This window comes from Microbulbifer sp. JSM ZJ756, from assembly GCF_044383805.1.
In the GTDB taxonomy this organism is placed as follows: Bacteria; Pseudomonadota; Gammaproteobacteria; order Pseudomonadales; family Cellvibrionaceae; genus Microbulbifer; species Microbulbifer zhoushanensis.
This window is the reverse complement of the sequence record NZ_JBISER010000003.1, coordinates 210,578-234,748: the sequence shown is the minus strand read 5'-3', so window position 1 is coordinate 234,748 and position 24,171 is coordinate 210,578. Positions and strand designations below refer to the sequence as shown.

The following is a 24,171-nucleotide window of genomic DNA, read 5'->3' as shown; positions in this document are numbered from 1 at the left end:
AATTGTCGCGGCCGCAGCGGAACTATTACCCGGGCCGGGCGCAACGTTGTGTCAGTGACGCCAGAAAGCCGGGGTCAGTAATACCAGCAGGGTAAAGATTTCCAGCCGGCCCATCAGCATTGCCAGGATCAGGAACCACTTGGCCACCTCATTGACCGACCCATAGTGCGCGGCTGCATCCCCCAGTGCCGGGCCGATATTGCTGAGGCAGGAGGCCACGGTTGAAAAAGAGGTGACAAAATTCTCACCGGTGGCCATCACGATAATTGTCAGCACAAAAAACGACAGGATATAAACCGCAAAAAATCCCCACACGGCATCGGTCACCCGGTCCGGTACGATCTTGCCGTTGACCTTGATCGGCACCACCGCGTTGGCGTGTACCAGCCGGTTCAGTTCGCGCATACCCGATTTCATGATCAGCATACCGCGTACCGCCTTGATGCCCCCGCAGGTGGAGCCGGCACAGGCGCCGAGAATCCCCAGCATCAATAACACATAGGGCAGGAAGGCCGGCCAGGCGGAGAAGTTTTCCGAGGCGAAACCGGCCGTGGTACCAATGGAAACCACCTGGAAGAAACCGTGCAGGAAGCTGCTGCCGGGAGAAAAAATCCCCAGCCAATAGAGGTAAAGGCTGATCAACACCGCGGAGCAGAGGGTCAGGGTCACCCAGAAGCGAAACTCGGAATCCCGCCAGTAATGGCCCAGAGTGCGATTGCGGAAGGCGAAGAAGTGCAGGCCGAAGTTGATTGCCGCGGTGAACATGAAAAAGATACAGATCGCCATGATGGCATGGTTGTTGGCGTAGAAGCCCATGCTGGCGTCGTGGGTGGAGAAACCGCCGTTGGCCACGGTGGAAAACGCATGGCCCACCGCATCAAACACCGTCATGCCGGCCCACCAGTAGCCGAGGCCGCAGAGCACGGTGAGGATAATGTAAATCACAAACAGCGCCCGTGCCGTCTCGGCGATCCGTGGCGTCAGCTTGGTATCCTTGACCGGTCCGGGTGTCTCCGCCTTATACAGCTGCATGCCGCCGATACCCAGCATCGGCAGGATCGCCAGTGCGATCACAATCACCCCGATACCGCCAAACCACTGCAGTTGTTGCCGGTAGTAGAGGATCGCTGGCGGCAGGCTGTCCAGCCCGGTGATCACCGTGGCGCCGGTGGTGGTGAGCCCGGACAGCGACTCGAAAATTGAGTCGGTGATACCCAGGTTGGGTTGCGGGCTGATAATCAGGGGCAGGGAACCGAAGCTGCCCAGTACCAGCCAGAAAAGCGAGGTCACCACAAAGCCGTCACGGGTGCGCATCTCCTGGCGCAGGTCGTGTACCGGCAGCCACATGAACAGGCCGGTAATCAGCGTGATGGCGAAGGCGATACTGAAGGCGGTATGGGTGCCGTCTTCATACCACAGGGACACGCCGATGGGCGGCAACAGCGTCAGGCTGAATACCGTCAGCAGGATCCCGAAAACTCGCGCAATTACTGCAATTCGCATCGGCGCCTATCAGCCTGTTATTGAATATGTTTTGGTAGGAGCGGCCCATGGCCGCGAAAAGCGCAGGGCGATGGCGCCCCTGATCGCGGCCATGGGCCGCTCCTACAAAATAAAAACCTAGAAAAAACTGAATCCCACCTGGAACAACTGCTCCACATGGCGCGTGTGGCGACGGTCCACCAGGAAAACGATGACGTGGTCATCGGTCTCCACCACCACGTCGTCATGGGCAATCAGCACCTCGCTGCCGTGATCCCGCTCACGCACGATGGCGCCGATGGCGGCCCCCTCCGGCAGGTCGATGTCCTCGATCTTGCGGCCCACCACCTTGGAGGTGCGCTTGTCGCCGTGGGCGATCACCTCGATGGCCTCGGCGGCGCCACGGCGCAGAGAATGCACGTTGACCATATCGCCCCGGCGCACATGGGTCAGCAGGCTGCCGATGGTGTTCTGCTGCGGCGAGATGGCGATATCGATCTCACCGCCCTGCACCAGCTCGACATAGGCGCGGTTGTTGATCAGGGTCATTACCTTGCGCGCCCCCAGTCGCTTGGCCAGCAGCGACGACATGATATTGGCCTCGTCATCGTTGGTGAGCGCGAGGAAAACATCCGTGTCCTCGATATTTTCCTCCAGCAACAGGTCCTGGTCCGAGGCGCTGCCGTGCAGGATGATACTGTTGGAGAGCTCTTCCGACAGGTAGATGCAGCGCTCGTGGCTCTGCTCGATGATCTTGACCGTGTACCGGTTCTCCAGCTTGTGCGCCAGGCGCAGGCCGATATTGCCGCCGCCGGCAATGGTTACGCGCTTGTAACCGTGCTCGAGGCGCCGCAGCTCACTCATCACCGCGCGAATGTCGGCGCGGGCGGCAATAAAGAACACCTCGTCACCGGCCTCGATGACGGTGTCACCCTGGGGAATGATGGGGCTGTTGCGGCGGTAGATGGCCGCCACGCGGGTATCCACCTTGGGCATATGCTGGCGCAGGTAGCGCAGCTGGTGGCCCACCAGCGGCCCGCCCTGGATCGCCCGTACCGCCACCAGCTGTACGCGGCCACCGGCGAAATCCAGCACCTGCAGCGCACCGGGGTGCTCCATCAGCCGGGCAATATACTCGGATACCAGTTGCTCGGGGCTGATCAGCACGTCGATGGGAATCGACTGGGGGTCGAACAGTTGCGGGTACTGCAGGTAGGCGGCGGCGCGCACCCGGGCAATCTTGGTGGGCACGCGGAACAGCGAGTGGGCAATCTGGCACGCGGCCATATTGGTTTCGTCGTTGTTGGTGACCGCCACCAGGATGTCGGCATCCTCGATTCCGGCTTCCTGCAGGATATCGGGATGCGAGGCGTGGCCGGCGACAATGCCGATATCGATGCGGTCGCGTAACTCGCGCAGGGTTTTCTCGTCGCTGTCCACCAGCACAATATCGTTGCGTTCGGAAGCCAGGCTTTCCGCCAGTGAGCCTCCCACCTGGCCGGCGCCGAGAATGACAATTTTCATATTATTGAGTTTGGCTCGCGGCCGCGGCCGCCCTGACTGTTATTGTCCGGCCCCGCGCCGGTTATGCCGCGGGTATCACTGCGGGGCCTTGCGGAGGAGGGCATAGAAAAATCCGTCGCCACCACCGGCGTCGGGAAAGACCTGCATCCCCGCTGCCTGCGGCTCGCCCCATGGCACCCCGCCAAGCATCTGTGGTGTATTGTCGCTCGCATCCCCTGTCTCCGCAATGAAGCGGGCGACTACCGCGCTGTTTTCCTCCGGCAGGATCGAGCAGGTGGCGTACAGCAGGCTGCCACCGGGGCGCAGCAGTTGCCACTGGGCCCGCAGAATGCGCGCCTGCAGTTCCGCCAGGGCGTCAATATCCTCTTCGCGCCGCACCAGCTTGATGTCCGGGTTGCGGCGGATCACGCCGGTGGCAGAGCAGGGGGCGTCCAGCAGGATGCGGTCGTAGGGCTCGCCATCCCACCAGTCGCGGGTCTCCGCGGCGTCGGCACACAGCAGCTCGGCGCTGGCACCCATGCGCTCGAGGTTCTCCGCCACGCGGTCGAGTCGCTCTTCATCGATGTCCAGGCATGCCAGCTGGATAGTGGGCTGCAGTTCCAGCAGGTGACAGCTCTTGCCACCGGGGGCGGCGCAGGCATCCAGTACCCGCTCACCCGCGGCCGGCGCCAGCAGCAGCGCCGCCAGCTGGGCCGATTCATCCTGCACGCTGACATCCCCATCGGCGAAGCCCGGCAGGTCGCTCACCGCCTGCGCCTCCTCCAGCACCACGCCCACCGGTGAAACGGCGGTGGCGCGGGCGGCGATGCCGGCGCCGGCCAGCTGCTCCAGGTAGGCCTCGCGGGAGACCCGGGCCGTATTGACGCGCAGGATCATGGGCGGGGCGGTATTGTTGGCGCGGAAGATTTCTGCCGCACGGACGTCCCAGGCGGCCTTGATGCGCCGCTGCAACCAGGCCGGGTGCATGGAACTGAATTGCGGGTTGCCGGACAGCTTGCGCTGCAACTGCTCGCGGTTGCGCTGGGCATTGCGCAGCACGCCGTTGATCAGCCCGGTGGAGCGCTCCAGCTTGAGCGCGCGCGCCGCCTCCACGGTGGCAGAAATTGCGGCGTGATCGGGGATGCGGGTGTACTCCAGCTGGTACAGGCCAAGCAGCAGCAGTGCCTGCACGCGTGTGTCGCCCGGGACACGGCGCACCAGCTTGTCCGCCAGCAGTTGCAGTCGCGGGGCAGTGCGGGCACAGCCGTAACAGAGTTCGCGCAGCAGGCTGCGATCGCGCTCCGCCACGGATTGCTCGGCCCGTGGCAACAGGCGCGCCAGGGAGCCCTGGCCCTCGAGCAGGGTGGCGACCACCCCGGCCGCCGCGGCGCGGGTATCAGTGGTCATTGTCTGTGACTCCGCCGAGCTGCTGGCCCGGTGTAAAGAGGTCCGGGTAGCCCCGGAGGATTTCCTCCGCGGCCAGTGCCTTCTTGCCCGGCAGTTGCAGTAATTGCAGGCGCAGCGCCTCGCGGCCGCAGGCCACCAGGATGCCCTCGTCATCGGCGCCGAGGATAGTGCCCGGCGCATCACTGTGGCAGCCCCGCTCCAGCTGGGCGCGGTAGATCCGCAGCCGCTGTTCGCCGCGGGCATCGGAATAGGTGCTCCAGCACACCGGGAACGGGTTGAAGGCGCGGATCTGGCGCTCGATTTCCGCCGCCGGGCGCTGCCAGTCGATACGCGCCTCTTCCTTGCTGATCTTGGCGGCGTAGTTGGCCTGGCTGTCGTCCTGGGGCCGGGGCCGTGCCGTGCCGTCCGCCAGCTGTGCCAGCGCCTCGAGCAGGGCCGGGCCACCGATTTCGGCGAGCTTGTCGTGCAGGCTGCCGCCGGTATCCGCCGCGGTAACCGGGCAGCGGCTTTCCACCAGCACGGGGCCGGTATCCAGGCCGGCCTCCATCTGCATGATGGCGACGCCGCTTTCCGGGTCACCGGCCTCAATGGCGCGCTGGATCGGCGCCGCGCCGCGCCAGCGCGGCAGCAGTGATGCATGTACGTTGACGCAGCCCAGGCGCGGTGTATCCAGCACCACCTGCGGCAGGATCAGGCCGTAGGCCACCACCACCATTACATCGGCACCGAGCGCCGCCAGTTCCGCCTGGGCGGTTGCATCGCGCAGGCTCAGGGGCTGGTAGACGGGGATTTCGTGGCTCTGCGCCAGCTGTTTGACCGGGCTGGCGAGCAGCTTCTTGCCGCGCCCCGCGGGGCGGTCGGGCTGGGTGTAGGCGGCGACTACGCTGTGCTCGCTGTCGAGCAGCGCCTGCAGGTGCACGGCGGCAAAGTCCGGAGTGCCGGCAAAAACAATCTTCAGGCTCATAACATCAATGTTCTGGAATGGCGGGAATCGGGTTGGCCAGCGGCAATTGCCAATAGTGTAGCGAGCCGCTGGCTGGAGGCGTGCGCCGGAGCACGGGCGCCGGCACTGTGACTGTGAGGCAGCCGGTCAGGCGCGCTTGCGCTGGGCTTTTTCCAGCTTGGAGCGGATGCGGTTGCGCTTCAGGGGCGAGATGTAGTCAACGAACAGCTTGCCGTCCAGGTGGTCCAGCTCGTGCTGGATACACACCGCCAGCAGGCCCTCGGCCTCCATGGCGAAGGCCTCGCCGTCGCGGTCCAGGGCCTTCACGCGCACGCGGCGCGGCCGCTCCACCGTCTCATAGAAGCCGGGCACCGACAGGCAGCCCTCGTCGTACTGGTGGATCTCCGGGTCCAGCACTTCCACTTCGGGGTTGATAAAGACCAGCGGCTCGCTCTGGTCTTCGGATACATCCATCACCACGATGCGCTGGTGCACATTTACCTGGGTGGCGGCCAGGCCCACCCCGGGGGCCTCGTACATGGTCTCGAACATGTCGTCCAGCAGGGTGCGCAGCTCGTCGGTAACGGTTTCGACGGGCTTGGCGACCTGACGGAGGCGGGGATCGGGGAATTCTAGGATCTCGAGCTTGGCCATATCACCTGTGACAAACTTCTAGTAAACATGGAACTTGCGCTGATAACATAATGATCGCGCTCGATATTTGCCGCAAGGAGCTGCTGCAGGCCGTGCCTGCCGGATGCTGTTAACAATGCTCCCGCCACCTCGGCTGTGGCCCGGCGCTGAGAATTATAGCGATAAAGAGCATAGGAATGCTTCCATGAAAAAAATTATTCTGGCCGCCGGCCTCCTGCTGGCCGCCGCGTTCGGCATCCAGGCGGCCGACGTGCGCCTCAATCCGGACCACCCGGACGAGTATGTGGTCCAGAAGGGCGACACCCTCTGGGACATCTCCGGCACGTTCCTTTCCCAGCCATGGTACTGGCCGGAAATATGGCAGGTGAACCCCCAGGTCGAAAACCCCCACCTAATCTACCCCGGTGACCGCCTGCGCCTGGTGTATGTCGAGGGCCAGCCGCGCCTGCAACTGGAGCGCGGGCCGCGCCCGTACCGCCTGTCTCCGGGCGCCGACCGGCTCGAGCCGCAGGTGCGCCGCGAGGCGGTGGGCGAGGCCATCCCCGCCATCCCGCTGGACGCGATCAACGCCTTCCTGTCCCGCACCCGCATCGTCGAGCCCAATGCCTTCGAGGGTACTCCGTACGTGATTTCCGGTGAGGACCAGCGGATCCTGATGGGTGCCGGCGAGCGCATCTATGCCCGCGGCGACTTCCGCGCGCCGCTGGCCTCCTACGGTATCTACCGCCCGGGCGAGCTCTACACCGACCCCTACACCGGTGAAGTCCTGGGGATGCAGGCGCTGGACGTGGGCGATGTGGACCTTTACCAGCTGGATCCGGACCAGCGCCGCGATTTCTCCGTGGCCACCATGGAAGTGACCCGCACTTCCCGCGAGATTCGCCTCGAGGACCGCCTGCTGCCGGTGGAGGAGCGCTCCATTGCCGCACTGTTCCAGCCGGGCGCGCCGGCCACCCCGGTGGAGGGCGTGATCCTGGGCGTGGAAGAAGGCGTCACCCAGATCGGTAAGTACGACGTGGTTGCCATCAACCAGGGCGAGCGCGAGGGCCTGCAGCCGGGCCACGTACTGGCGATCTACAAGCGCGGTGCCGTGGTGCGCGACCGCATCGAGCGCGAAAATGTGAAGCTGCCCGACGAGCGCGCCGGCCTGTTGATGGTTTTCCGCACTTTCGACAAGATGAGCCTGGGCCTGGTGCTCGAGGCCGACCGGGCCCTGGAAGTCCTGGACCTGGTCCGCAACCCCTGATCGATCGCGGGGCGCCGGTCGCCCCGGTCCCGCTGGCCGCCCAGCCAAACGGGCGCGCCACCTGACAAAACTCCGGAAGACGCATGGATGCGCTGACTCCCACCATGGCCCTGCTGCGCCTGGAGGGCCTGGGCCCCGCCCGTTACTGGCAACTGCTGGACCGTTACGGCTCCGCTGCCGCGGCCCTTGATTCCCTGCCCCAGTCACTGCTCGACAGGCTCCCCCCGCGGGCGCGCCAGCAATGGCGTGAATATCGCCAGCGCGGTAGTGACTGTGCACTGCTGCAATGGGTGCGGGAGGAGCAGGCGCGCTGTCGTGACCGCGGCATACAGCCCCTGGAACACTCCCACGAGGACTACCCGGCCCTGCTGCGGGAGATTTCCCGGCCACCACCTGTCCTCTACCTCAAGGGCAATGTTGCCGCCCTGCACCTGCCGCAGGTGGCGGTGGTGGGTGCCCGCCGCGCCTCGCGCGCCGGGCTGGACAATGCCCACGCCTTTGCCCGGGAACTGGCCGCCGGGGGTTTTGCCATTACCTCGGGACTTGCGCTGGGCGTGGATGCCGCTGCGCACCGCGGTGCGCTCGATGCCGGCGGTGCCACGCTGGCAGTGCTCGGCAGCGGCATCGACCGGATCTACCCCCGTCGCCACGATGCGCTGGCCGCAGAAATCATCGATCGCGGCGGTGCGGTGCTGAGTGAGCAGCCGCTCGGCAGCGCCGCCGAGGCCGCCAACTTCCCGCGCCGCAACCGTATCATCAGTGGCCTCGCCCGGGGGGTATTGTTGGTGGAGGCGGCGGTCCGCTCGGGTTCCCTGATCACCGCGCGCCTGGCGCTGGAGCAGAACCGCGAGGTATTCGCCATCCCCGGTTCCATCCACAACCCGCTGGCCCGCGGCTGCCATGAAATGATCAAACAGGGCGCGGCGCTGGTGGAGACCGCGTCGGATATCGTTACCCAGCTGGGGGGGATACATGTACCGGCGACGGCACCGCCGGCCACCCTCGAGGCGCTGCCGGTGGAAGAGGGACGGCTGGTGGTAGCGCTGGGCGGGGACCCGCGCAGCCTGGAGCAACTGGCGGCCGATACCGGCGCCGCGGCAGGCGAATTGATGGCGATACTGCTGCGCATGGAACTGGCCGGGCTGGTGGAGCAGGTGCCCGGTGGCTTCCAGCTGACGGCGCGGGGCGCCACCCACCTGCAGGCGCAGCTGACTGCTGCAGACTGATATGGCAGTGAAAGCGGCGCCGACCCGGCACATCCTTGGTGTGGTGGCGCCGGAAACACCCCACGCCGCCGCGATTTGCGCTTTATTGTTGGAAGCTCCCCCCGCGCGCGGCCGGCCCGAAACAAGGGGCGGTGACCACAGCCCAGGCGAGACCCCGGGGCGGAACTTGTTTTGCGCAGGCCAATCCGCTAGATTGCCGCGTCTTTACCGCATCGACTGTGTTGAGAGAGCTGAAATGAGCAAGCCTTTTGTCGCCATCCTGATGGGTTCTGATTCCGACCTTCCAGTAATGGAAGCCGCCTTTGGCGTGCTGGAGAAGTTCGACATTCCCTTTGAAGTGAAAGTCACTTCCGCCCACCGCACCCCGGAAAACACCCACAAGTACGTTACCGATGCCGACCAGCGCGGCTGTGCGGCCTTTATCTGTGCCGCCGGCATGGCCGCCCACCTGGCCGGTGCGGTATCCGCTACTACCCTGAAGCCGGTGATCGGTGTACCGATCAATGCTTCCCTGGACGGCCTGGACGCCCTGCTGTCCACCGTGCAGATGCCCGGTGGTATCCCGGTGGCGACCGTGGCGATCGGCAAGGCCGGTGCCAAGAACGCCGCCTACCTGGCCGCGCAGATCATCGGCTCCTCCGACAAGGAGATGCACCAGAAGCTGGTGGATGAGCGTCGTGCCAACGCCGAGGCGATCATCGCCAAGGACGAGCAGCTGCAGAAAAACCTCGAGCAGCGCAAGTCCAAGTAAGCGGATCCGATCATGGCGGTATCGCCACTGGATGTCCGCTTCGCCGCCCGCGTCCTCGCCGCGGGCGGCGTGATTGCGCATCCCACCGAATCGGTGTGGGGGCTCGCCTGCGACCCGCATAACCGGGACGCGGTCGAGCGCCTGCTGCGCCTGAAGAATCGCCCGCTGGCCAAGGGCCTGATCCTGGTCTCCGGTGACGAGGACGATTTCTCCCCCCTGCTGGACAACCTCACCGGCAACCAGCTGCAGCAGCTACACCGCACCTGGCCCGGGCCTGTCACCTGGCTGGTACCCCACTTCGGCCGCGTGCCTCCCTGGATCAGCGGCGCCCATCACTCCGTGGCCCTGCGCTGCACAGCGCATCCATTCACGGCGGCTTTATGCCGGGAGTTCGGCGGTGCTATCGTGTCCACATCCGCCAACCCGGGGGGCGCGCAACCGCCGCGCCACAAGTACCAGGTATTGCGTTACTTCGGCGGTGCGCTGGATTTTGTCGGCGGCGGTGCCACCGGCGGACGGGCAACCCCCAGCGAGATCCGCGACCTGATCAGCGGCGATGTCCTGCGACCGGGCCGCTGAACCATTCCCCAGAAAGCGAACTTCTGACCATGAGCGATGCAAATTCCACCGCACTGGCTATCGCGGCGGTGAAAAATTACCTGCTCGAACTGCAGGACCAGATCTGCCAGGCCCTGGCGGCCGAGGATGGCAGCACTTTCCGCGAAGACAGCTGGGAACGCCCCGGCGGTGGCGGCGGCCGCTCCCGTGTGCTGGAGGGCGGCAGCGTGATCGAAAAAGGCGGGGTGAATTTCTCCCATGTGTTCGGCGATGGCCTGCCGCCCTCGGCCACGGCCAACCGGCCGGAGCTGGCAGGCCGTTCCTTCGAGGCCATGGGCGTGTCGCTGGTGATCCACCCGCGCAACCCCCATGTGCCCACCAGCCATGCCAATGTGCGCCTGTTCGTGGCGCAGAAGCCCGGTGCCGAGCCGGTCTGGTGGTTCGGCGGCGGCTATGACCTGACGCCCTATTACGGGGTGGAAGAGGATGTGGTGCACTGGCACCAGACGGCAAAGAAAGCCTGCCAGCCTTTCGGGGAGGAGGTCTACCCGCGCTTCAAGCAGTGGTGCGACGATTATTTCTACCTCAGGCACCGGGATGAGGCCCGGGGTGTCGGCGGGCTGTTTTTCGACGACTTCAACGACGGCGGCTTCGACAACGCCTTCGCCCTGATGCGCGCGGTGGGGGACAGCTACCTGGACGCCTACCTGCCGATTGTGCAGCGGCGCAAGGACACCGCCTACGGCGAGCGCGAGCGGGACTTCCAGCTCTACCGGCGCGGTCGCTATGTGGAATTCAACCTGGTCTACGACCGGGGGACGCTGTTTGGCCTGCAGAGTGGTGGCCGTACGGAGTCCATCCTTATGTCGCTGCCGCCACTGGTGCGCTGGGAGTACGACTGGCATCCCGAGCCCGGTTCTGCCGAGGCGCGGCTGTATTCCGACTTCCTGCCGGCCCGTGACTGGGTCTGATACAGCGGCTCGATTTACTCAGGGGGACAGGACATTGGACCAGGCGCGCGAACAGGCCATCAACCGATTGTTTGTGGAGTACCGACGCACCTTCGAGAGCGGGGATGCCGAGCAGGTCGCGGATTTCTACCGCTTCCCGCTGCACTATTACAGTGAGCGTGGCGGCAAGGCCGCGGTGAACCGGAACGACTTTGTCGTCCTGGTGGCGCGGCTGCTGGCGATATACCGGCGCCTCGGCGTCGACCAGATTGTCGGCGCTGTCTCCGATATCACCGAGTTGAATGAAAACAGTGCCCAGGTGTCACTGAACTGGGTGTTGCTGCGCCGGGAAAACAACAGCAGCGCGGAAGTCTACAGCGCCACCACCCGCTACCTGGTTAGTGATTTCGAGGGCACACTGAAGATCGATGGCCTGGTCGCCGTGGATGAAACCCGCCGGATTCGCGAAGCGCTGCGCCGGCGTTGATACGCCGGCCAACCTGCCAGCGGACGGAAACACAGATGAGAGATCAATATGCCGTGGTCGGCAACCCGATCGCGCACTCCAGGTCACCGCAGATTCATCGCGCCTTTGCCGAGCAGACCGGTGAGCAGTTGGACTACGGCCGTGAACTGGTGGAGCGGGACGATTTTGCCCGCTTCGCGCGGGAATTCTTTACCGGGGGCGGTTGCGGCCTCAATGTCACCGTACCCTTCAAGCTCGATGCCTGCGCCTTTGCCGATACCCTGACGCCCCGGGCGCAGGCGGCCGGGGCGGTCAATACGCTCAAGCGCGAGGAAGATGGCTCTATCCTCGGGGACAATACCGACGGTGCCGGGCTGGTGGCCGACCTGGTGCGGCTGGGCTGGACCCCCCGCGGCCAGCGGATCCTGTTGCTGGGGGCCGGCGGCGCGGCGCGGGGCGCGCTGCTGCCACTGTTGCAGGAAAAACCGGCCGCACTGCATATTGCCAACCGCACCGCGGCCAGGGCCCTGCAGCTGGCCGAGACCTTTGCCGGTATTGGCCCGCTGAGCGGCGGCGGCCTGGAGGATATCCCCGGTGAGTACGACCTGGTGATCAACGCCAGCTCTGCCAGCCTCAGTGACCAGGCGCCACCGATCGCGGACAGCGTGCTGGCCCCGGGTTGCCGCGCCTACGACATGGTCTATGGTGCGGAGCCAACCGCCTTTATGCGCTGGGCCGCCGATCAGGGCGCGGAGTCCGCTGACGGCCTGGGAATGCTGGTGGGGCAGGCGGCGGAGTCCTTCTACCTCTGGCGCGGTGTCTATCCCGAAGTAGAGCCGGTGTTGCAACGCCTGCGAGTCGCGCTCTAGCGTCTTCGCTGTCTGGAAAAACAATAAACGACGTTGATTTGAGGTAAAACGTGCGCGAATTCCTGAGAAACCTTTCCTTCTGTTTTGCTGCCGGTGCATTCGGTGGGCTGTGCTACGCCCTGGGGCTGTGGGCCATGGGGTACCACGGATTCACCCGCTGGGTCGGTGTCGATATCGCCCCCTACCTGTCCAATGCCTACCTCTACCAGCGAATTGTCTGGGGCGGTATCTGCGGGTTGATTTTCCTGTTGCCCTGGCAGCGGTCGTGGGTGGAGCGGGGCTTTTTCCTGTCGCTGATTCCCGCCGGCATCATGCTGTTCCTGCTGTTGCCCATGCGTGGTTATGGCTTCGGTGCCATGCACCTGGGGGCGCTGACGCCGCTGGTGATTGTCATGGCCTGTGCGGCCGGCGGGATCGGGGCGTCCGGCCTGATGCGGGCCCAGGGCAAGTAAGCGGAAGGGAAAAAACAAGTAAAAAAGGCGGCCAATGGCCGCCTTTTTTGTTGTGGATCCTGGGCGCTGTTATCCCGGCTTGCGAGCCAGCGGCTGGCACATGCAGTGAACGCCGCCACCGCCGGCGGTGATCATGGAGATATCCGGATCGATCACTTCCAGGCCGCGGGCGCGACACTTTTCCTTCAGCTCGGTGTTGTCGGCCGGCAGCATCACCCGGTCGTTGCCCAGTGCGACGACATTGACGCCCAGCTCCATCACCTGCGGGTAGGAGATATCGATGATCTCGAAGTTGCGCGACCTGAACCACTGCACCAGTTCCGGCTCCACGGCGTCGACGCACACCGCCACCAGCTTCTCCGCCAATGCCGCCACCAGTACATCGATATGCAGGAAGTAGGGGTCGAATTCATAGCCCCTGACCTCCCAGCCCTCTTTTTCGATCCAGTTTTTCATCTGCTGGAAGCCCTGGGGTGAAGTGCGCTCGCCACTGTAGCCGCACAGGATCACGCCCGGTTCCAGCACCATGAAATCGCCACCCTCGAGACTGCCGGCGGTGATGATGTCGTAAATGGGGATATCGAGCTTTTCGTAAGTCTTTACCACGTCGACCCACTCGCCGCGGCGCCAGGGGCTGTACATCTGCGTCACGATCGGGCCCCAGGGGGTCATTACGGAGGAGTCGCGGGCGTACAGCTGGTAGGGGAGGTTCTCATCCGCCGGCAGCAGGTGAGTGTTCACTCCGGCATGTCTGTAGGCGTCGAGCATCTCCTGATACTGGCGCTTTGCCACGGCGGCATCGAACTGGCGTCCCAGGCGCAACGAGCGGCGCGAGGCGGCGTTGCCGGTCTGCCAGGTGTAGTGGTCGATAGGGCCGACGAGCAGGTCGGTGAGCACGCCGTGCTCGGAATCGATGCCCCAGCGACCAAGCGCCGCAGTGTTGCCGTTGTCGTTGCGGTGTTTGTAGGTGAATTCGGTCATTGCTGCCTCGGGTTCTTGAAAATCTTTCGGGCACCGGGGCCCGGTGGCCTTGATTCCCCTCCAGGGCGACCCCGACACCGGGGTCTTCATTTCAGGTGAAGGGGTTTGTTTTTACCGCTGCTCAGTCGTTCGCCATCTTCAGCATGGCGTGCAGCAGTACATTGGCGCCGGCTTCCAGGTCTGCCGGCTCCGCGTTCTCGGCCTCGTTGTGGGACAGGCCCTTTTCGCAGGGCACGAAGATCATGCCGGTGGGGGCCACGCGGGAGACATAGACGGAGTCGTGGCCGGCACCGGAGACCATTTCCTTGTTGCTGTAGCCGAGCTCGGCTACGGCGGCGCGCACGGCCTCCACGCAGGGTGGCGCGAAGGCCACCGCCGGTGAGCGCCATTCATCACGAATTTCGGCCTCTACACCGGTATCGGCCGCAATCTCCGCAGTAATTTCGCGGAAGCGACGGTCGATTTCGTCCAGCACTTCCTGCTCCGGGTGGCGCAGGTCCACCGCCAGCACCAGTTTCTCCGGCACGGTGTTGCGGCTGCCGGGCTCGGCGCGGATATCGCCGAAAGTGACACGGGCCCAGGGGGCGAACTCTTCCGCCAGCCGGTAAAGGCGGTCGAGCACGCGGTGCAGGGCCATAAACGGGTCGCGGCGTCCCTCCATCGGGCTGGGTCCCGCGTGGCATGGCTGGCCGGTGAGGGTCAGGTCGTACCAGTACATGCCCTGCACACCGGACAGCACACCGATCTGCTTTTCCTCGGCCTCGAGGATCGGGCCCTGCTCGATATGCACCTCGAAGGCGGCGGTGAGCGGGCGCGCCCTTGCCGGTGTGGGTCCCCGGTAGCCGATACGTTGCAGCTCGTCGCCGAAGGCCTTGCCTTCCTTGTCGGTGCGGGCGTAGGCGTAGTCCTGCTCGAAGTTGCCGCTCCAGACCCCGGAGCCGATCATGGCCGGGGAGAAGCGCGCGCCCTCCTCGTTGGTCCACACCGCCACTTCCAGCGGCGCCGCGGTTCCGATGCCGGCGTCGTTCAGGGCGCGCATCACCTCAAGTCCCGCCAGCACGCCGTAAACCCCGTCGAACTTGCCCCCGGTAGGCTGGGTGTCCAGGTGAGAGCCGGTAAGCACCGGCGGCAGGTCCGGGTTGCTGCCGGGCCGGCGGGCGAAAATATTGCCCATGCTGTCGATGTCGACGCTGCAGCCGGCGTCGCGGCACCACTGTACGAAGAGGTCGCGGCCCTGTTTGTCCAGGTCGGTGAGCGCCTGGCGGTTGCAGCCGCCCTTATCCGTGGCACCGATGGCCGCCATTGCCATCAGCGAATCCCACAGGCGTTGGCCGTCCACGCGGATCTTGCTGTTATCGGTCATAAGGGGGAATCCCGGTCGTTAAACTTATTCTGTCGGCGCCCGGGGCTGTCCAGGGAGGCGTGCGGGAGCCGTGCACACCAGTCTATGGTTTGCATTTATCGACACAATTAACTTTTAATTGCCGTTATGGTGTCTTTAAGGCACCAGAAGTGACAGTCCAACTCCGGATAACCCGATGCCCACCGCGCTCAGGAACCTCTCCCTCACCTCCCTGCGAAGCTTCCACGCCGTGGGGCGCCACTGCCATATGCGCCGCGCCGCGGACGAACTGCATGTTTCCCACCCGGCACTCAGCCGCCAGATCCGGGATCTCGAGGACCGGCTCGGCACGTCGCTGTTCCTGCGCACCGGCAACCGGCTGGAACTCACCGCGGCCGGGCGGCGGTTGCACCGGGTGGTCAGCGACGCCTTCGGGCGGCTGGAGAAGGGACTGCTGTACCTGGACCCGGACAGCCTCAGCGGGGAAGTGGTGATTGCCTCGACAGCCACGATTGCGGTGCGCTGGCTGATGCGGATTCTGCGCGAGGTGCAGGCCCGCTACCCGGAAATCCGGCTGCGCCTGGTCACCATCGAGCCGCGCGCGACACGCCTTGCCAGTGAAGTGGACATCGCTATCTGCCTCGGGGAACCGCAGGCGCCGGGGCGGGAAGTGTGCCCGCTGTACCAGGAACACTACCTGCCGGTGGCGAGCCCCCAGTTGCTGCAGGCGGCGGGTGGGGCCGGCAAGCTGGCCCGGCCCCGCGACCTCCTGGCCCTGCCACTGCTGCACGATCGCCAGCAGCAGTGGCCCGGCTGGTTCACCGCCCAGGGAGTCGAGTATGCGCCGCTCGCCAATGCCGTATCCGTGGACTATGCCTACCAGGCGATAGAGGCCGCGCGGCTGGGAATGGGGGTGGCCCTTGCGGACCGCCTGGAGGTCAGCGAGGACCTGAAGAGCGGACGCCTGGCCACGGTAATCGAGCGCCCGTTTACCATCGGCCAGTCGCTCTACCTGGTCAGCGACCGCAGCGATCGGTTGAACAGCCGCACCAGCCTGGTACTGGGGCTGGTATTCCAGTGGCTGGAAAGCCGCGGCGCGCCGCTGGCGCCCCCGGCCCGCGTCCTGCAACAGACCCTTGCCCAGCCCGCGGAGGGCCCGCGCCCCGGGGCATAAGCCACGCCGCGCACCAGCTTCCATCCTGCCAATCCCGCCACTATCACCTGAACAGGTGATAGTGGCCGCCCTGTTGATCACGCATACTGAATAATAATTCGAAAAAGATTAACGATTGCGCAGATTGTTTGTTTGGTAGACGATAGCTCCGGTTCCCGGACAGTCGAAAATGGCGCCAATTGCCGGCAGCGTGCCCGGATCGCCACTCCACGCACAGCAGTAGAAAAGCCGAAGAAGATGCAAAACCATAACAAGATCTATATCGATGGCCGGTGGGTGGAGTCCGCTTCCCCCGACTGGCTGGAAGTCACCAATCCCGCCACCGGCGCGCTGGTTAGCCGCGTGCCCGCCGGTACCCCGGCGGATGTGGACCGTGCCGTGCAGGCCGCTGTCCGTGCCTTCGACGGCTGGGCCATCACTCCCGCCGATCAGCGACGCGCACTGTTGCTGCGGGTCGCCGACCTGATGGAGGCCCGGAAGGAAGCTCTTGTCGACGCTGTTTCCACCAGCATGGGTTGTCCCCGCCATATCAGCGGCTGGCTGCACGTGGAGGGCCCGATCGAGGCCATGCGGCTGTTTGCCGACCACGCCGCCATAACCGGGGAAACCGCCGAACACGGTCACTCGCTGGTATGGCGCGAACCAGTAGGAGTGTGCGGTTTTATCAACCCGTGGAATTATCCCCTGCACCAGTTTGTCGGCAAGGTGGGCGCTGCGCTGGCGGCAGGCTGCACCATGGTGACCAAGCCCTCGGAGCAGACGCCACTGCAGGATTACCTGATGGCGGAAATCCTTCATCAGGCCGGCCTGCCCGCCGGTGTATTTAACCTGGTGCCGGGTCGCGGCCCCGAGGTGGGCCAGGCCCTCTGCGAGCACACGCAGGTGGACATGCTCTCGTTTACTGGCTCGACCCGCGCCGGCATCGAGATTGCCCGGGCCTGTGCGCCCACGGTAAAGCGGGTGACCCAGGAACTGGGTGGCAAGTCCCCGTTCATCATCACCGACGACTGTGATTTCACCGCCGCAGTCCGCTATGGCGTGGACGATGTGATGCTCAACAGCGGCCAGACCTGCACCGCACTCACCCGCATGCTGGTGCCTGCCAGTCGCCACGACGAGGCCCTGGAGATTATTCGCACACGGGTGGCCGAGATCGAGGTGGGGACGGGGCCGAATGCCTTTATGGGGCCGCTCTCGTCAGAGCGCCAGTGGCAGCAGGTGCAGGACTACATCCAGGTCGGCCTCGATGAGGGTGCCAGCCTGGTCTGCGGCGGCCCGGGTAAACCGGATGGCCTGCCCCAGGGCTTCTTTGCCCGGCCCACGGTTTTTGCCGGGGTCAGCAACGACATGCGCATCGCCCGCGAGGAAATCTTTGGACCGGTGCTGTGCGTGATTGCCTACGACGACCTCGACCAGGCCGTAAGTATTGCCAACGATACACCCTATGGCCTGTCCTCCGGTGTATACGCCCGGAACCACGAGGAAGCCCTGGCGATTGCGCGCCGGATTCGCGCCGGCCTGTGTTTTGTCAATGGCGGCGAGTTCAATTACCGCGCTCCGTTTGGCGGTTACAAACAGAGTGGTAATGGTCGCGAGTTTTCCCACCACGGCGTGGAGGAGTTTACCGAGCTCAAATCGGCACAGCTGGGTGCCCCCGCGGCATAAACCGCATGGCCACCGGCTGATAATAATAATCACTGAAATAACGCGGGAGTCTTACCGTGACGGACGTTGTAGTTAAAAAGAACCTTGGCAAGCGGGATATGATCCTGTTTACCGTCTCTGCCATCCTGCTGGTGGATACGCTGGCCGCTACCGCGGCCATCGGTACTTCCAGTATTTTCTGGTGGTTGTTCCTGGGGCTGTTTTTCTTTGTGCCCTTTGCGCTGGTATCGGCAGAGCTGGGCTGTGCCTACCCGGAAAAAGGCGGCATTTATGCCTGGGTACGAGATGCCTTCGGCGGTCGCTGGGGATCGCGTATCAGCTGGAGTTACTGGGTTAATGTAGCCATCTGGATGCCGGCCATTTTCATTCTCTTTGCCGGTGTCGCCAAACAGCTGTTCTGGCCGCAGATGGGGGTGGCGGGGCAGATCGGCCTCGGCATTGTGCTGACCTGGGTCGCGGTGGCTGCCAACGTGGTTACACTGAATGTCGGCAAGTGGGTGCCAAACATCGGCGCTATCCTCAAGATCATAATTTTCGGTGCGATTATTGTCGGAGCGATTTTCCATGCCGCGGACAACGGACTTGCCAACCCGATTACTTTTGACAGTATTAAGCCGAACCTGGGCGACAGCCTGCAGTATATCCCCGCTATTATCTACGGCATGCTCGGCTTCGAATTGATCAGTGCCAGCAGCGAGGAAATGCGCAACCCGCAGCGGGATGTCCCGCGTTCAATCCTGGTCTCGGGTGTCATTATCCTCGCGCTCTACACACTGGGCACAACCGCAATCCTGGCAGCAATCCCGGCACAGGACATCGACCTGGTCGAGGGCCTGGTGGATACCCTGGAAATGTTTTTTGCCCAGCTGCCATATGGTGGCCTGCTGGTGATGGCCCTGGGCCTGGCCGCGCTTTATACCTTCTTCTCCAACGGTGTGACCTGGGCCATCGGCGGTAACCGCGCTGCCGCCGAGGCGGCGGAGGAAGGTGAGCTGCCTCAGGTTTTTGCGATCAAGAGCCGCAGCCGCAATACCCCGGTAGGCGCGGCCGTACTGATGGGCATACTGAGTACCTTTATCCTGGTCCTGTACGGCTTTCTGGTGAATTCCAATGAAGACCTGTTCTGGTCCCTGTTTGCCTTCAGCGGGGTGATTTTCCTGCTCCCCTACGTGGGCATGTTCCTGGCATTCCTGAAAATGCGCCGCACTGACGCATCGCGTTCGCGTCCCTTCCGTGTGCCCGGCGGTAATCTCGGGGCACTGGTACTGACATCGCTGTGTGTCCTGGTACTGGTGGGCAGTATCTTCCTGTTTGTGTATACCCCGGGCGAGGGCATCCAGTGGCCGGTGCTGGTGGGCTCGATAATTACCCTGTTGCTGGGCGAGCTGGCAATTCTCTGGGCGGAGAAGCAGGGTAGGGGAAAAATTACCGGGGCCAGTGGAATGCCTGTTACTGCTACATGACCTGACTAGCTACCGGGCAGCGTAATCCGGCCCGGTTCCGGCCGGCAGCGCCGCAGGCGCTGCAGCGCCATCCTGTTTGACCCGCACCCGCGGGTTTTTTTGTTCCCCGGAAAAATAAAGCGAAACCCGCCTTACTCACCCATTGGGGTGATACCCGAATTTCTATTCGGTTTTTATAGTGGATCCCACGATAAAACAGATAACTGTGTCCAGAGGGATCTCTATGCTTTCACCTGTCAGTGCCACCAGCGGTGGCTACCCGAAAAACTCACTTGCCTTCGCCATTGCCGGTGTTCTGGTTTCCGGTATCGCCCTGTCCTCCACCGCTGCCGCGCGGCAGATCGAGGAAGTCAGTGTTACGGCGCAGAAGCGCGAACAGTCCGTCAACGATATTGGCGTGTCTGCCAGTGCCCTCAGCGGTGAAATGATGGAAAGCATGGGCGTCGACAGTGCTGTCGACCTGGGTGCACACACGCCGGGCCTGGTTACCGTGAACTCCACCTCGGGTGGCACCCCGGTGTTCGCCATCCGCGGTATCGGCCTGGATGATTTCAGTCCCAATAACAGCAGCGGGGTAGGTATTTACACCGACGAGGTGTTTGCCAGCAACCCGGCATTCCTCGGTGGCCAGCTGTTCGACATCGAGCGGGTGGAAGTGCTCAAGGGGCCGCAGGGAACCCTCTACGGAAAAAATACCACCGGTGGTGCGATCAATTTTATCAGTCGCAAGCCCACCAGTGAGTTTGAGTCCTTTGTCGAGGCGGGCCTGGGTAACTACAACGCGACGGAACTGACAGGCGTTGTCAGCGGTGAGATCAGCGGCGAGGTGCTGGGCCGCCTGAGCCTGAATGTGTCAAGGGCCGACGGCTGGCAGGAGGACGCCATTACCGGCCGGGAATATGGCAGCGTCGATCGTGCCGCAGGTCGCGGCCAGGTCCTGTTCCCCTTTGCCGGTAATGGCGAGGCACTGGCAAAGGTTTACTTCAGCTCAGACAGGTCCACGCCGGTTTCGCCCCAGGTGAGCGGCCTCGGAGAAGCCTTCGGTGACCCGTCCTTCGATATGCTGAACAGCATTGCCGACCCGACCCGGGTCAATGTCGGCAACCTGGACGTCAGCCGCGATGAATCCGGCTACGGCGCGTCCCTGAACCTGAATTACGGCTTTGAGTTTTTTGACCTGGTTTCCATCAGTGCTTTGGATAACTACGAGCGCGCCGTCGTCGACAATTATGGAGGTGCGTCGGCGGCGATCCTCGATCTGTTCCAGGACAACGAGATCAGCCAGTGGTCGCAGGAATTCCGCCTGGTGAGCAACGGTGCCGAGGCCGTCTCCTGGGTGGCCGGTGTCAACATTTCCGAAGATACCGTGACGGTGACAGATACCTTCGATGATTCATTCTTCGTCACCGATTCCGTCGCCAGCACCTTTGTGCTGGACCCGGCGGATGTCCCGGTCCAGGGCTGGGACCTGCTGACGGCAAGCTATGAGCAGGTGACAGGCTCGTGGGGGGCCTACCTGCACACGGAAACCGCGCTCAATGACACCCTCAACCTGGTCGCCGGTATTCGCTACAGCGCGGATGATCGCAGCTTCGACGGTATCTCCAATAACCACGACGATATTTATTCTTTCAATGACGTGATCACTGCGCTGGATGACAGCGCCAGCGAGAGCGCGGTTACGGGTAAGCTCGGACTGGACTGGCAGCTGACCGACGACCTGCTGCTGTACGGCAATGTGGCCAACAGCTACAAGGCCGGCGCTTACTACGGTGCCGCGATCCTCGATGATATCAGCTGGGCCTACGTGGAACCCGAAGAGGTGATTTCTTACGAGGCCGGCTTCAAGGCGACGCTGTTCGATGCCGCGCTTCAGCTGAACGGTGCGATCTTTAGTCTTGATTACACGGATCGCCAGTCCCTGGTCACCATTATCGTTGACGATTTCAGTAATTTCCTCGAATTCCCCGTGGCCGATACCACCCTCGTCAACGTCCCCGAGTCCACCACCAACGGTTTTGAGATGGACCTGCACTGGTTGCCAACTGACAACCTCACATTGATGGCGGGCGTTGCCTATCTCGACAGCGAAGTTACGCGTGCACCGGGCACCGCCGAGATGCGCGGTATCGAGGCGAATGCGGCGGTCAATGGCGCGGCCGATGGTGTGAACCAGCTGTTTGTCGATGCCCTGGCGGCACCACTGCCGGAAGGCGCCGCGCTGTCACAGTCCCCGGAGTGGAGTTACAACAGCCTGGTGGCCTACGACCTGCCGGTGGCCGACTACAACCTGCGGCTGCAGACCAGTTACACCTACAGCGGCGAAATGACCGCCCAGCTTGCGGATGCCAATGCGCTCTCCGGTCCCGTGCATTCCTGGGATGCTGAAGCAACCCTGTCCGATTTTGACGGTCGCTGGGAGCTCGGCGCCTGGGTCAAGAACATCGAGGACAGCAGCGCGGAAACTTACGCCTTTTCCAGTTTTGCAGGCCGTTCCTACTATCGCCAGGCACCCACCACCTTCGGGATGTCGGTTCGCTACAACCTCTATTAATCCTGCGCTGGCGATACCGCGATGATGAGAGACCAACAATGACAGATGAACAGACCCGGGCGGATGCCCTGGCGGCGCTACAGCACACTACCTTCTTTCCCTACTGGCTGGACAACTCCCAGCGTCCACGGGAGGAGCCGGCCCTGCAGGAAAACCTTTCCTGTGACCTGCTGATTGTGGGCGGGGGCTTCACCGGCCTGTGGGCAGCGGTGCAGGCCAAGGAGGCCAACCCGGCCCGGGAAGTGATCCTGATCGAGGCCAGCAGCATTGCCATTGGCGCTTCCGGGCGCCCGGCGGCGATCCTCTCAACTTCGGTAATGCACGGACTCCAGAATGCCCAGCGACTGTACCCGGATGATATGGAGGAGCTGGAGCGACTGGGCAAGGAAAACCTCGACGGGTTCCGCGAGACGATCGAGCGCTATGGAATCGACTGCGACCTGGAGTGGGGCGGTGAGCTGACCGTAGCCATCGGCGACGAAGGACTGGCTGATATCGCAAAGGAGCATGAACTCTATTGCCACTACGGCCACGATGCCCACCTGCTGGATGCCGAAAGCGTACGGCGCGAAGTCCGGTCGCCGCTGTTCAGTGGCGGCCTCTGGTCGAAGAAGCGCAGTGGTACCGTGCACCCGGCAAAACTGGCCTGGGGCCTCAAGCGGGTAGCGCTGGAACTGGGAGTGCAGATTTACGAAAACACACCCATGGTCAGCAACCGGAAAAAAAGCGGCGGCGTTGAAGTGACAACTCCCTGTGGCCGTGTGCTGGCCAACCGCGTGCTGCTGGCTACCAACGCCTTTGCTGCAGGCAACCGCAAAATTCGCAAACGGGTTGCCGCCATTCGCGATCGCATCGTCGTCACCGAGCCGTTGAGCGAGGAGCAGATGGCAGCCATTGGCTGGCACAACCGCCAGGGTATCTACGATACCCGCACCCAGCTTAACTATATGCGACTGACGGCGGATAACCGGATCCTGTTTGGCGGCCGCCTGGATTATTTCTTTGGCAACAATACCGACCCTGCAGAGGACAGGACGCCGGATCCCTATCTGCGACTGATCGACAATTTTTACCGCACCTTTCCCATGCTGCGGGGTGTGCGCTTCACCCATGCATGGAGCGGCCCCATTGCCCTGACAACCCGCATGGCGGTGCACTACCAGCATTACCATGGCGGCCGGATGTTGTATGCGGGCGGCTATTCCGGTTTCGGCGTTACCGCAACACGCTTCGGGGCCCGGGTGGCACTGGCAATTCTGGATGACAGGAAGGTACCGGAGCGTGCGTTGAAATTTGCGCGCTCGCAGCCGGCATATATTCCCCCGGAACCCTTCCGCTGGATCGGCGCCAAGATCACCATGTACGCACTGGATACGCTGGATGAAAAGGGAGGGTGGCGAGTGCCCTGGGTGCGGATGGTAGAGCGCATGGGCTTTCCGGTAACGCAGAAATAGCGACTCAGTAACGTTTGTAAGCGAGTGGTTCCAGGTACCGGGAACCGTTGCCCGCGCGTCGCCCCCCTATTGGTTAGCGGGGCTGGCGGTGCGGGCGTTTTTATTTCCGCAACAGATATTCCGGGATTACCTATCCAGGCTTGAGAGCGGGTCTGGGTCCGCCCCGCTGTGGTGACGCAGGGCGCTGATAAAGAGGTAGAACAGTTCCGACTGCGAGGTGACATCCAGCTTGGTATAGATGTGCTTGCGGTGGGTCTTGATCGTGTCGACGCTGGCATCGAGCTTTTCCGCCATGGACTTGATCGAATGGCCGCGCATGGTCATGTGCAGTACCTCGCACTCCCGTGGGGTGAGTGTTGAGCTGCCAAAGTTGCGCAGGGCATTGTCGAGTCGTTTGCCGAAGCTCTCCCCGGTGCCCCGGGGACGGACGCGATTATTGATCCATTTCCTCAGTACACTTTCCACCAGCGGCCACAGGGCGTGCAGTAGATCCACTTCCTGCCGTGAAAACCGCCCGCCACCGAGATCCGAAGCGCGGCCGATCGACAGGCTGGCGATAATGCCACTGTCCCCGACTACCAGGTAACAGGCCTCGTCGGTCAGGTTGGCCTCGCGATAGTACATGCGGAAATATTCTGTCTCCCCGAACGCATCGGGGGCCACTTCGCGCAGCAGGAACAGTCCCTGGCGATTATCGTCCACCGCGGCACGATAAAAAGGATCGAGCAGGTAGGCTCCATCGACATAGCGGTCTACCTGGGTGCTGGGCTTCTCGTTGGCAAGCAGGCGATGGTGGGTGATTTCGGGGGCGCTGTCGGAAGGGTAAATGATTGCCATGCTGCTGTTGCCCTTGACCAGGGCCTCGGCGCCTTTCAGCAGTTCGTAGATGCGCTGTGAATCTGACTCACAGTCGAGCAGGGTGGCAATACACTGGTGCCACTGGCTGAGGTCTGGTGCAGTCGTCATAAAACATCCCCGTTGCAGCGGATATTACCAAAGAACGGGACCCCGCGGCGCCTGCGCGGGGCTCA

The 24,171-nt window shown here is 63.4% G+C and carries 21 protein-coding genes; 13 read left to right on the top strand and 8 right to left on the bottom strand.

The genetic code is table 11. The annotated features are described in order from the left end of the window. Positions 1–51: 51 nt before the first annotated feature. The 5 genes from ACH6CX_RS07255 to def form a co-directional block, all read right to left on the bottom strand. Positions 52–1,503: a TrkH family potassium uptake protein gene (locus ACH6CX_RS07255; protein ID WP_232940363.1), complete on the bottom strand. Its 1,452-nt coding sequence runs from the start codon at positions 1,501–1,503 to the stop codon at positions 52–54. 117 nt (positions 1,504–1,620) lie between these two features. Further along, complete coding sequence (gene trkA / locus ACH6CX_RS07250) at positions 1,621–3,006, bottom strand: Trk system potassium transporter TrkA (RefSeq protein WP_232940364.1); 1,386 nt, start codon at positions 3,004–3,006, stop codon at positions 1,621–1,623. 75 nt (positions 3,007–3,081) lie between these two features. Next, complete coding sequence (rsmB, locus tag ACH6CX_RS07245; RefSeq protein WP_232940365.1) at positions 3,082–4,392, bottom strand: 16S rRNA (cytosine(967)-C(5))-methyltransferase RsmB; 1,311 nt, start codon at positions 4,390–4,392, stop codon at positions 3,082–3,084. Continuing rightward, a complete protein-coding gene (fmt, locus tag ACH6CX_RS07240) occupies positions 4,382–5,356 on the bottom strand; it encodes a methionyl-tRNA formyltransferase (RefSeq protein ID WP_237062326.1) in 975 nt (324 codons plus the stop codon). Before fmt ends, rsmB begins: the two co-directional genes overlap by 11 nt. Positions 5,357–5,482: 126 nt before the next feature. Next, entirely contained in the window at positions 5,483–5,989 is a 507-nt protein-coding gene (gene def / locus ACH6CX_RS07235; protein WP_232940367.1) for a peptide deformylase, read from the bottom strand. Positions 5,990–6,173: 184 nt separating this feature from the next. Between def and ACH6CX_RS07230 the strand changes: the two genes are divergently transcribed. From ACH6CX_RS07230 to ACH6CX_RS07195, 8 genes are all read left to right on the top strand, one after another. Then, on the top strand, positions 6,174–7,235 hold the full coding sequence (locus ACH6CX_RS07230; RefSeq protein WP_232940368.1) for a LysM peptidoglycan-binding domain-containing protein: 1,062 nt from the start codon (positions 6,174–6,176) through the stop codon (positions 7,233–7,235). Between the two features lie 83 nt (positions 7,236–7,318). Further along, positions 7,319–8,461 carry a DNA-processing protein DprA gene (dprA, locus tag ACH6CX_RS07225; RefSeq protein ID WP_232940369.1) on the top strand — a complete coding sequence of 381 codons (1,143 nt, stop codon included), beginning with the start codon at positions 7,319–7,321 and terminating at the stop codon, positions 8,459–8,461. A gap of 235 nt (positions 8,462–8,696) precedes the next feature. Next, positions 8,697–9,212: a 5-(carboxyamino)imidazole ribonucleotide mutase gene (gene purE / locus ACH6CX_RS07220; protein WP_232940370.1), complete on the top strand. Its 516-nt coding sequence runs from the start codon at positions 8,697–8,699 to the stop codon at positions 9,210–9,212. Positions 9,213–9,224: 12 nt separating this feature from the next. Then, positions 9,225–9,791, top strand: coding sequence for an L-threonylcarbamoyladenylate synthase (locus tag ACH6CX_RS07215; RefSeq protein ID WP_232940371.1), 567 nt, complete (start codon positions 9,225–9,227; stop codon positions 9,789–9,791). A gap of 29 nt (positions 9,792–9,820) precedes the next feature. After that, a complete protein-coding gene (gene hemF, locus ACH6CX_RS07210) occupies positions 9,821–10,741 on the top strand; it encodes an oxygen-dependent coproporphyrinogen oxidase (protein ID WP_334078361.1) in 921 nt (306 codons plus the stop codon). Positions 10,742–10,775: 34 nt separating this feature from the next. Continuing rightward, on the top strand, positions 10,776–11,207 hold the full coding sequence (locus tag ACH6CX_RS07205; protein WP_232940373.1) for a hypothetical protein: 432 nt from the start codon (positions 10,776–10,778) through the stop codon (positions 11,205–11,207). A 35-nt stretch (positions 11,208–11,242) separates the two neighbouring features. Next, positions 11,243–12,055, top strand: coding sequence for a shikimate dehydrogenase (gene aroE / locus ACH6CX_RS07200; RefSeq protein WP_396675248.1), 813 nt, complete (start codon positions 11,243–11,245; stop codon positions 12,053–12,055). A 50-nt stretch (positions 12,056–12,105) separates the two neighbouring features. Further along, complete coding sequence (locus tag ACH6CX_RS07195) at positions 12,106–12,507, top strand: hypothetical protein (protein WP_232940375.1); 402 nt, start codon at positions 12,106–12,108, stop codon at positions 12,505–12,507. Positions 12,508–12,576: 69 nt separating this feature from the next. Here the strand turns inward: ACH6CX_RS07195 and ACH6CX_RS07190 are convergent, their stop codons facing one another. Together ACH6CX_RS07190 and ACH6CX_RS07185 are read right to left on the bottom strand one after the other, a co-directional pair. Further along, complete coding sequence (locus ACH6CX_RS07190) at positions 12,577–13,488, bottom strand: dimethylarginine dimethylaminohydrolase family protein (protein WP_232940376.1); 912 nt, start codon at positions 13,486–13,488, stop codon at positions 12,577–12,579. Positions 13,489–13,609: 121 nt separating this feature from the next. Next, positions 13,610–14,851: a Zn-dependent hydrolase gene (locus tag ACH6CX_RS07185; protein WP_396675247.1), complete on the bottom strand. Its 1,242-nt coding sequence runs from the start codon at positions 14,849–14,851 to the stop codon at positions 13,610–13,612. Positions 14,852–15,026: 175 nt separating this feature from the next. On the opposite strand from ACH6CX_RS07185, the gene ACH6CX_RS07180 reads away from it, so the two are divergent. The 5 genes from ACH6CX_RS07180 (at position 15,027) to ACH6CX_RS07160 (ending at position 23,140) form a co-directional block, all read left to right on the top strand. Next, positions 15,027–16,004, top strand: a complete 978-nt coding sequence (locus tag ACH6CX_RS07180; RefSeq protein WP_396675246.1) for a LysR substrate-binding domain-containing protein — start codon at positions 15,027–15,029, stop codon at positions 16,002–16,004. Between the two features lie 237 nt (positions 16,005–16,241). Beyond that, positions 16,242–17,669, top strand: coding sequence for an aldehyde dehydrogenase family protein (locus tag ACH6CX_RS07175; RefSeq protein WP_237062330.1), 1,428 nt, complete (start codon positions 16,242–16,244; stop codon positions 17,667–17,669). Between the two features lie 56 nt (positions 17,670–17,725). Continuing rightward, complete coding sequence (locus tag ACH6CX_RS07170; protein WP_237062332.1) at positions 17,726–19,132, top strand: APC family permease; 1,407 nt, start codon at positions 17,726–17,728, stop codon at positions 19,130–19,132. Positions 19,133–19,355: 223 nt separating this feature from the next. After that, positions 19,356–21,686 (top strand): TonB-dependent receptor, encoded by a 2,331-nt coding sequence (locus tag ACH6CX_RS07165; RefSeq protein ID WP_237062334.1) that lies wholly within the window; start codon positions 19,356–19,358, stop codon positions 21,684–21,686. Between the two features lie 38 nt (positions 21,687–21,724). Beyond that, on the top strand, positions 21,725–23,140 hold the full coding sequence (locus ACH6CX_RS07160; protein ID WP_232940385.1) for an FAD-binding oxidoreductase: 1,416 nt from the start codon (positions 21,725–21,727) through the stop codon (positions 23,138–23,140). A 126-nt stretch (positions 23,141–23,266) separates the two neighbouring features. Here the strand turns inward: ACH6CX_RS07160 and ACH6CX_RS07155 are convergent, their stop codons facing one another. Beyond that, entirely contained in the window at positions 23,267–24,106 is an 840-nt protein-coding gene (locus ACH6CX_RS07155) for a helix-turn-helix transcriptional regulator (protein WP_237062342.1), read from the bottom strand. Between the last annotated feature and the right edge of the window lie 65 nt (positions 24,107–24,171).

Bases quoted from the DNA above. Each gene is read 5' to 3' on its own strand.
- ACH6CX_RS07185 (WP_396675247.1), bottom strand. From the start codon at position 14,851: ATGACCGATAACAGCAAGATCCGCGTGGACGGCCAACGCCTGTGGGAT.
- trkA (WP_232940364.1), bottom strand. From the start codon at position 3,006: ATGAAAATTGTCATTCTCGGCGCCGGCCAGGTGGGAGGCTCACTGGCG.
- fmt (WP_237062326.1), bottom strand. From the start codon at position 5,356: ATGAGCCTGAAGATTGTTTTTGCCGGCACTCCGGACTTTGCCGCCGTG.
- hemF (WP_334078361.1), top strand. From the start codon at position 9,821: ATGAGCGATGCAAATTCCACCGCACTGGCTATCGCGGCGGTGAAAAAT.
- dprA (WP_232940369.1), top strand. From the start codon at position 7,319: ATGGATGCGCTGACTCCCACCATGGCCCTGCTGCGCCTGGAGGGCCTG.
- ACH6CX_RS07180 (WP_396675246.1), top strand. From the start codon at position 15,027: ATGCCCACCGCGCTCAGGAACCTCTCCCTCACCTCCCTGCGAAGCTTC.
- ACH6CX_RS07230 (WP_232940368.1), top strand. From the start codon at position 6,174: ATGAAAAAAATTATTCTGGCCGCCGGCCTCCTGCTGGCCGCCGCGTTC.
- ACH6CX_RS07190 (WP_232940376.1), bottom strand. From the start codon at position 13,488: ATGACCGAATTCACCTACAAACACCGCAACGACAACGGCAACACTGCG.
- ACH6CX_RS07215 (WP_232940371.1), top strand. From the start codon at position 9,225: ATGGCGGTATCGCCACTGGATGTCCGCTTCGCCGCCCGCGTCCTCGCC.
- ACH6CX_RS07155 (WP_237062342.1), bottom strand. From the start codon at position 24,106: ATGACGACTGCACCAGACCTCAGCCAGTGGCACCAGTGTATTGCCACC.
- purE (WP_232940370.1), top strand. From the start codon at position 8,697: ATGAGCAAGCCTTTTGTCGCCATCCTGATGGGTTCTGATTCCGACCTT.
- ACH6CX_RS07255 (WP_232940363.1), bottom strand. From the start codon at position 1,503: ATGCGAATTGCAGTAATTGCGCGAGTTTTCGGGATCCTGCTGACGGTA.
- def (WP_232940367.1), bottom strand. From the start codon at position 5,989: ATGGCCAAGCTCGAGATCCTAGAATTCCCCGATCCCCGCCTCCGTCAG.
- aroE (WP_396675248.1), top strand. From the start codon at position 11,243: ATGAGAGATCAATATGCCGTGGTCGGCAACCCGATCGCGCACTCCAGG.
- ACH6CX_RS07165 (WP_237062334.1), top strand. From the start codon at position 19,356: ATGCTTTCACCTGTCAGTGCCACCAGCGGTGGCTACCCGAAAAACTCA.
- ACH6CX_RS07160 (WP_232940385.1), top strand. From the start codon at position 21,725: ATGACAGATGAACAGACCCGGGCGGATGCCCTGGCGGCGCTACAGCAC.
- rsmB (WP_232940365.1), bottom strand. From the start codon at position 4,392: ATGACCACTGATACCCGCGCCGCGGCGGCCGGGGTGGTCGCCACCCTG.
- ACH6CX_RS07175 (WP_237062330.1), top strand. From the start codon at position 16,242: ATGCAAAACCATAACAAGATCTATATCGATGGCCGGTGGGTGGAGTCC.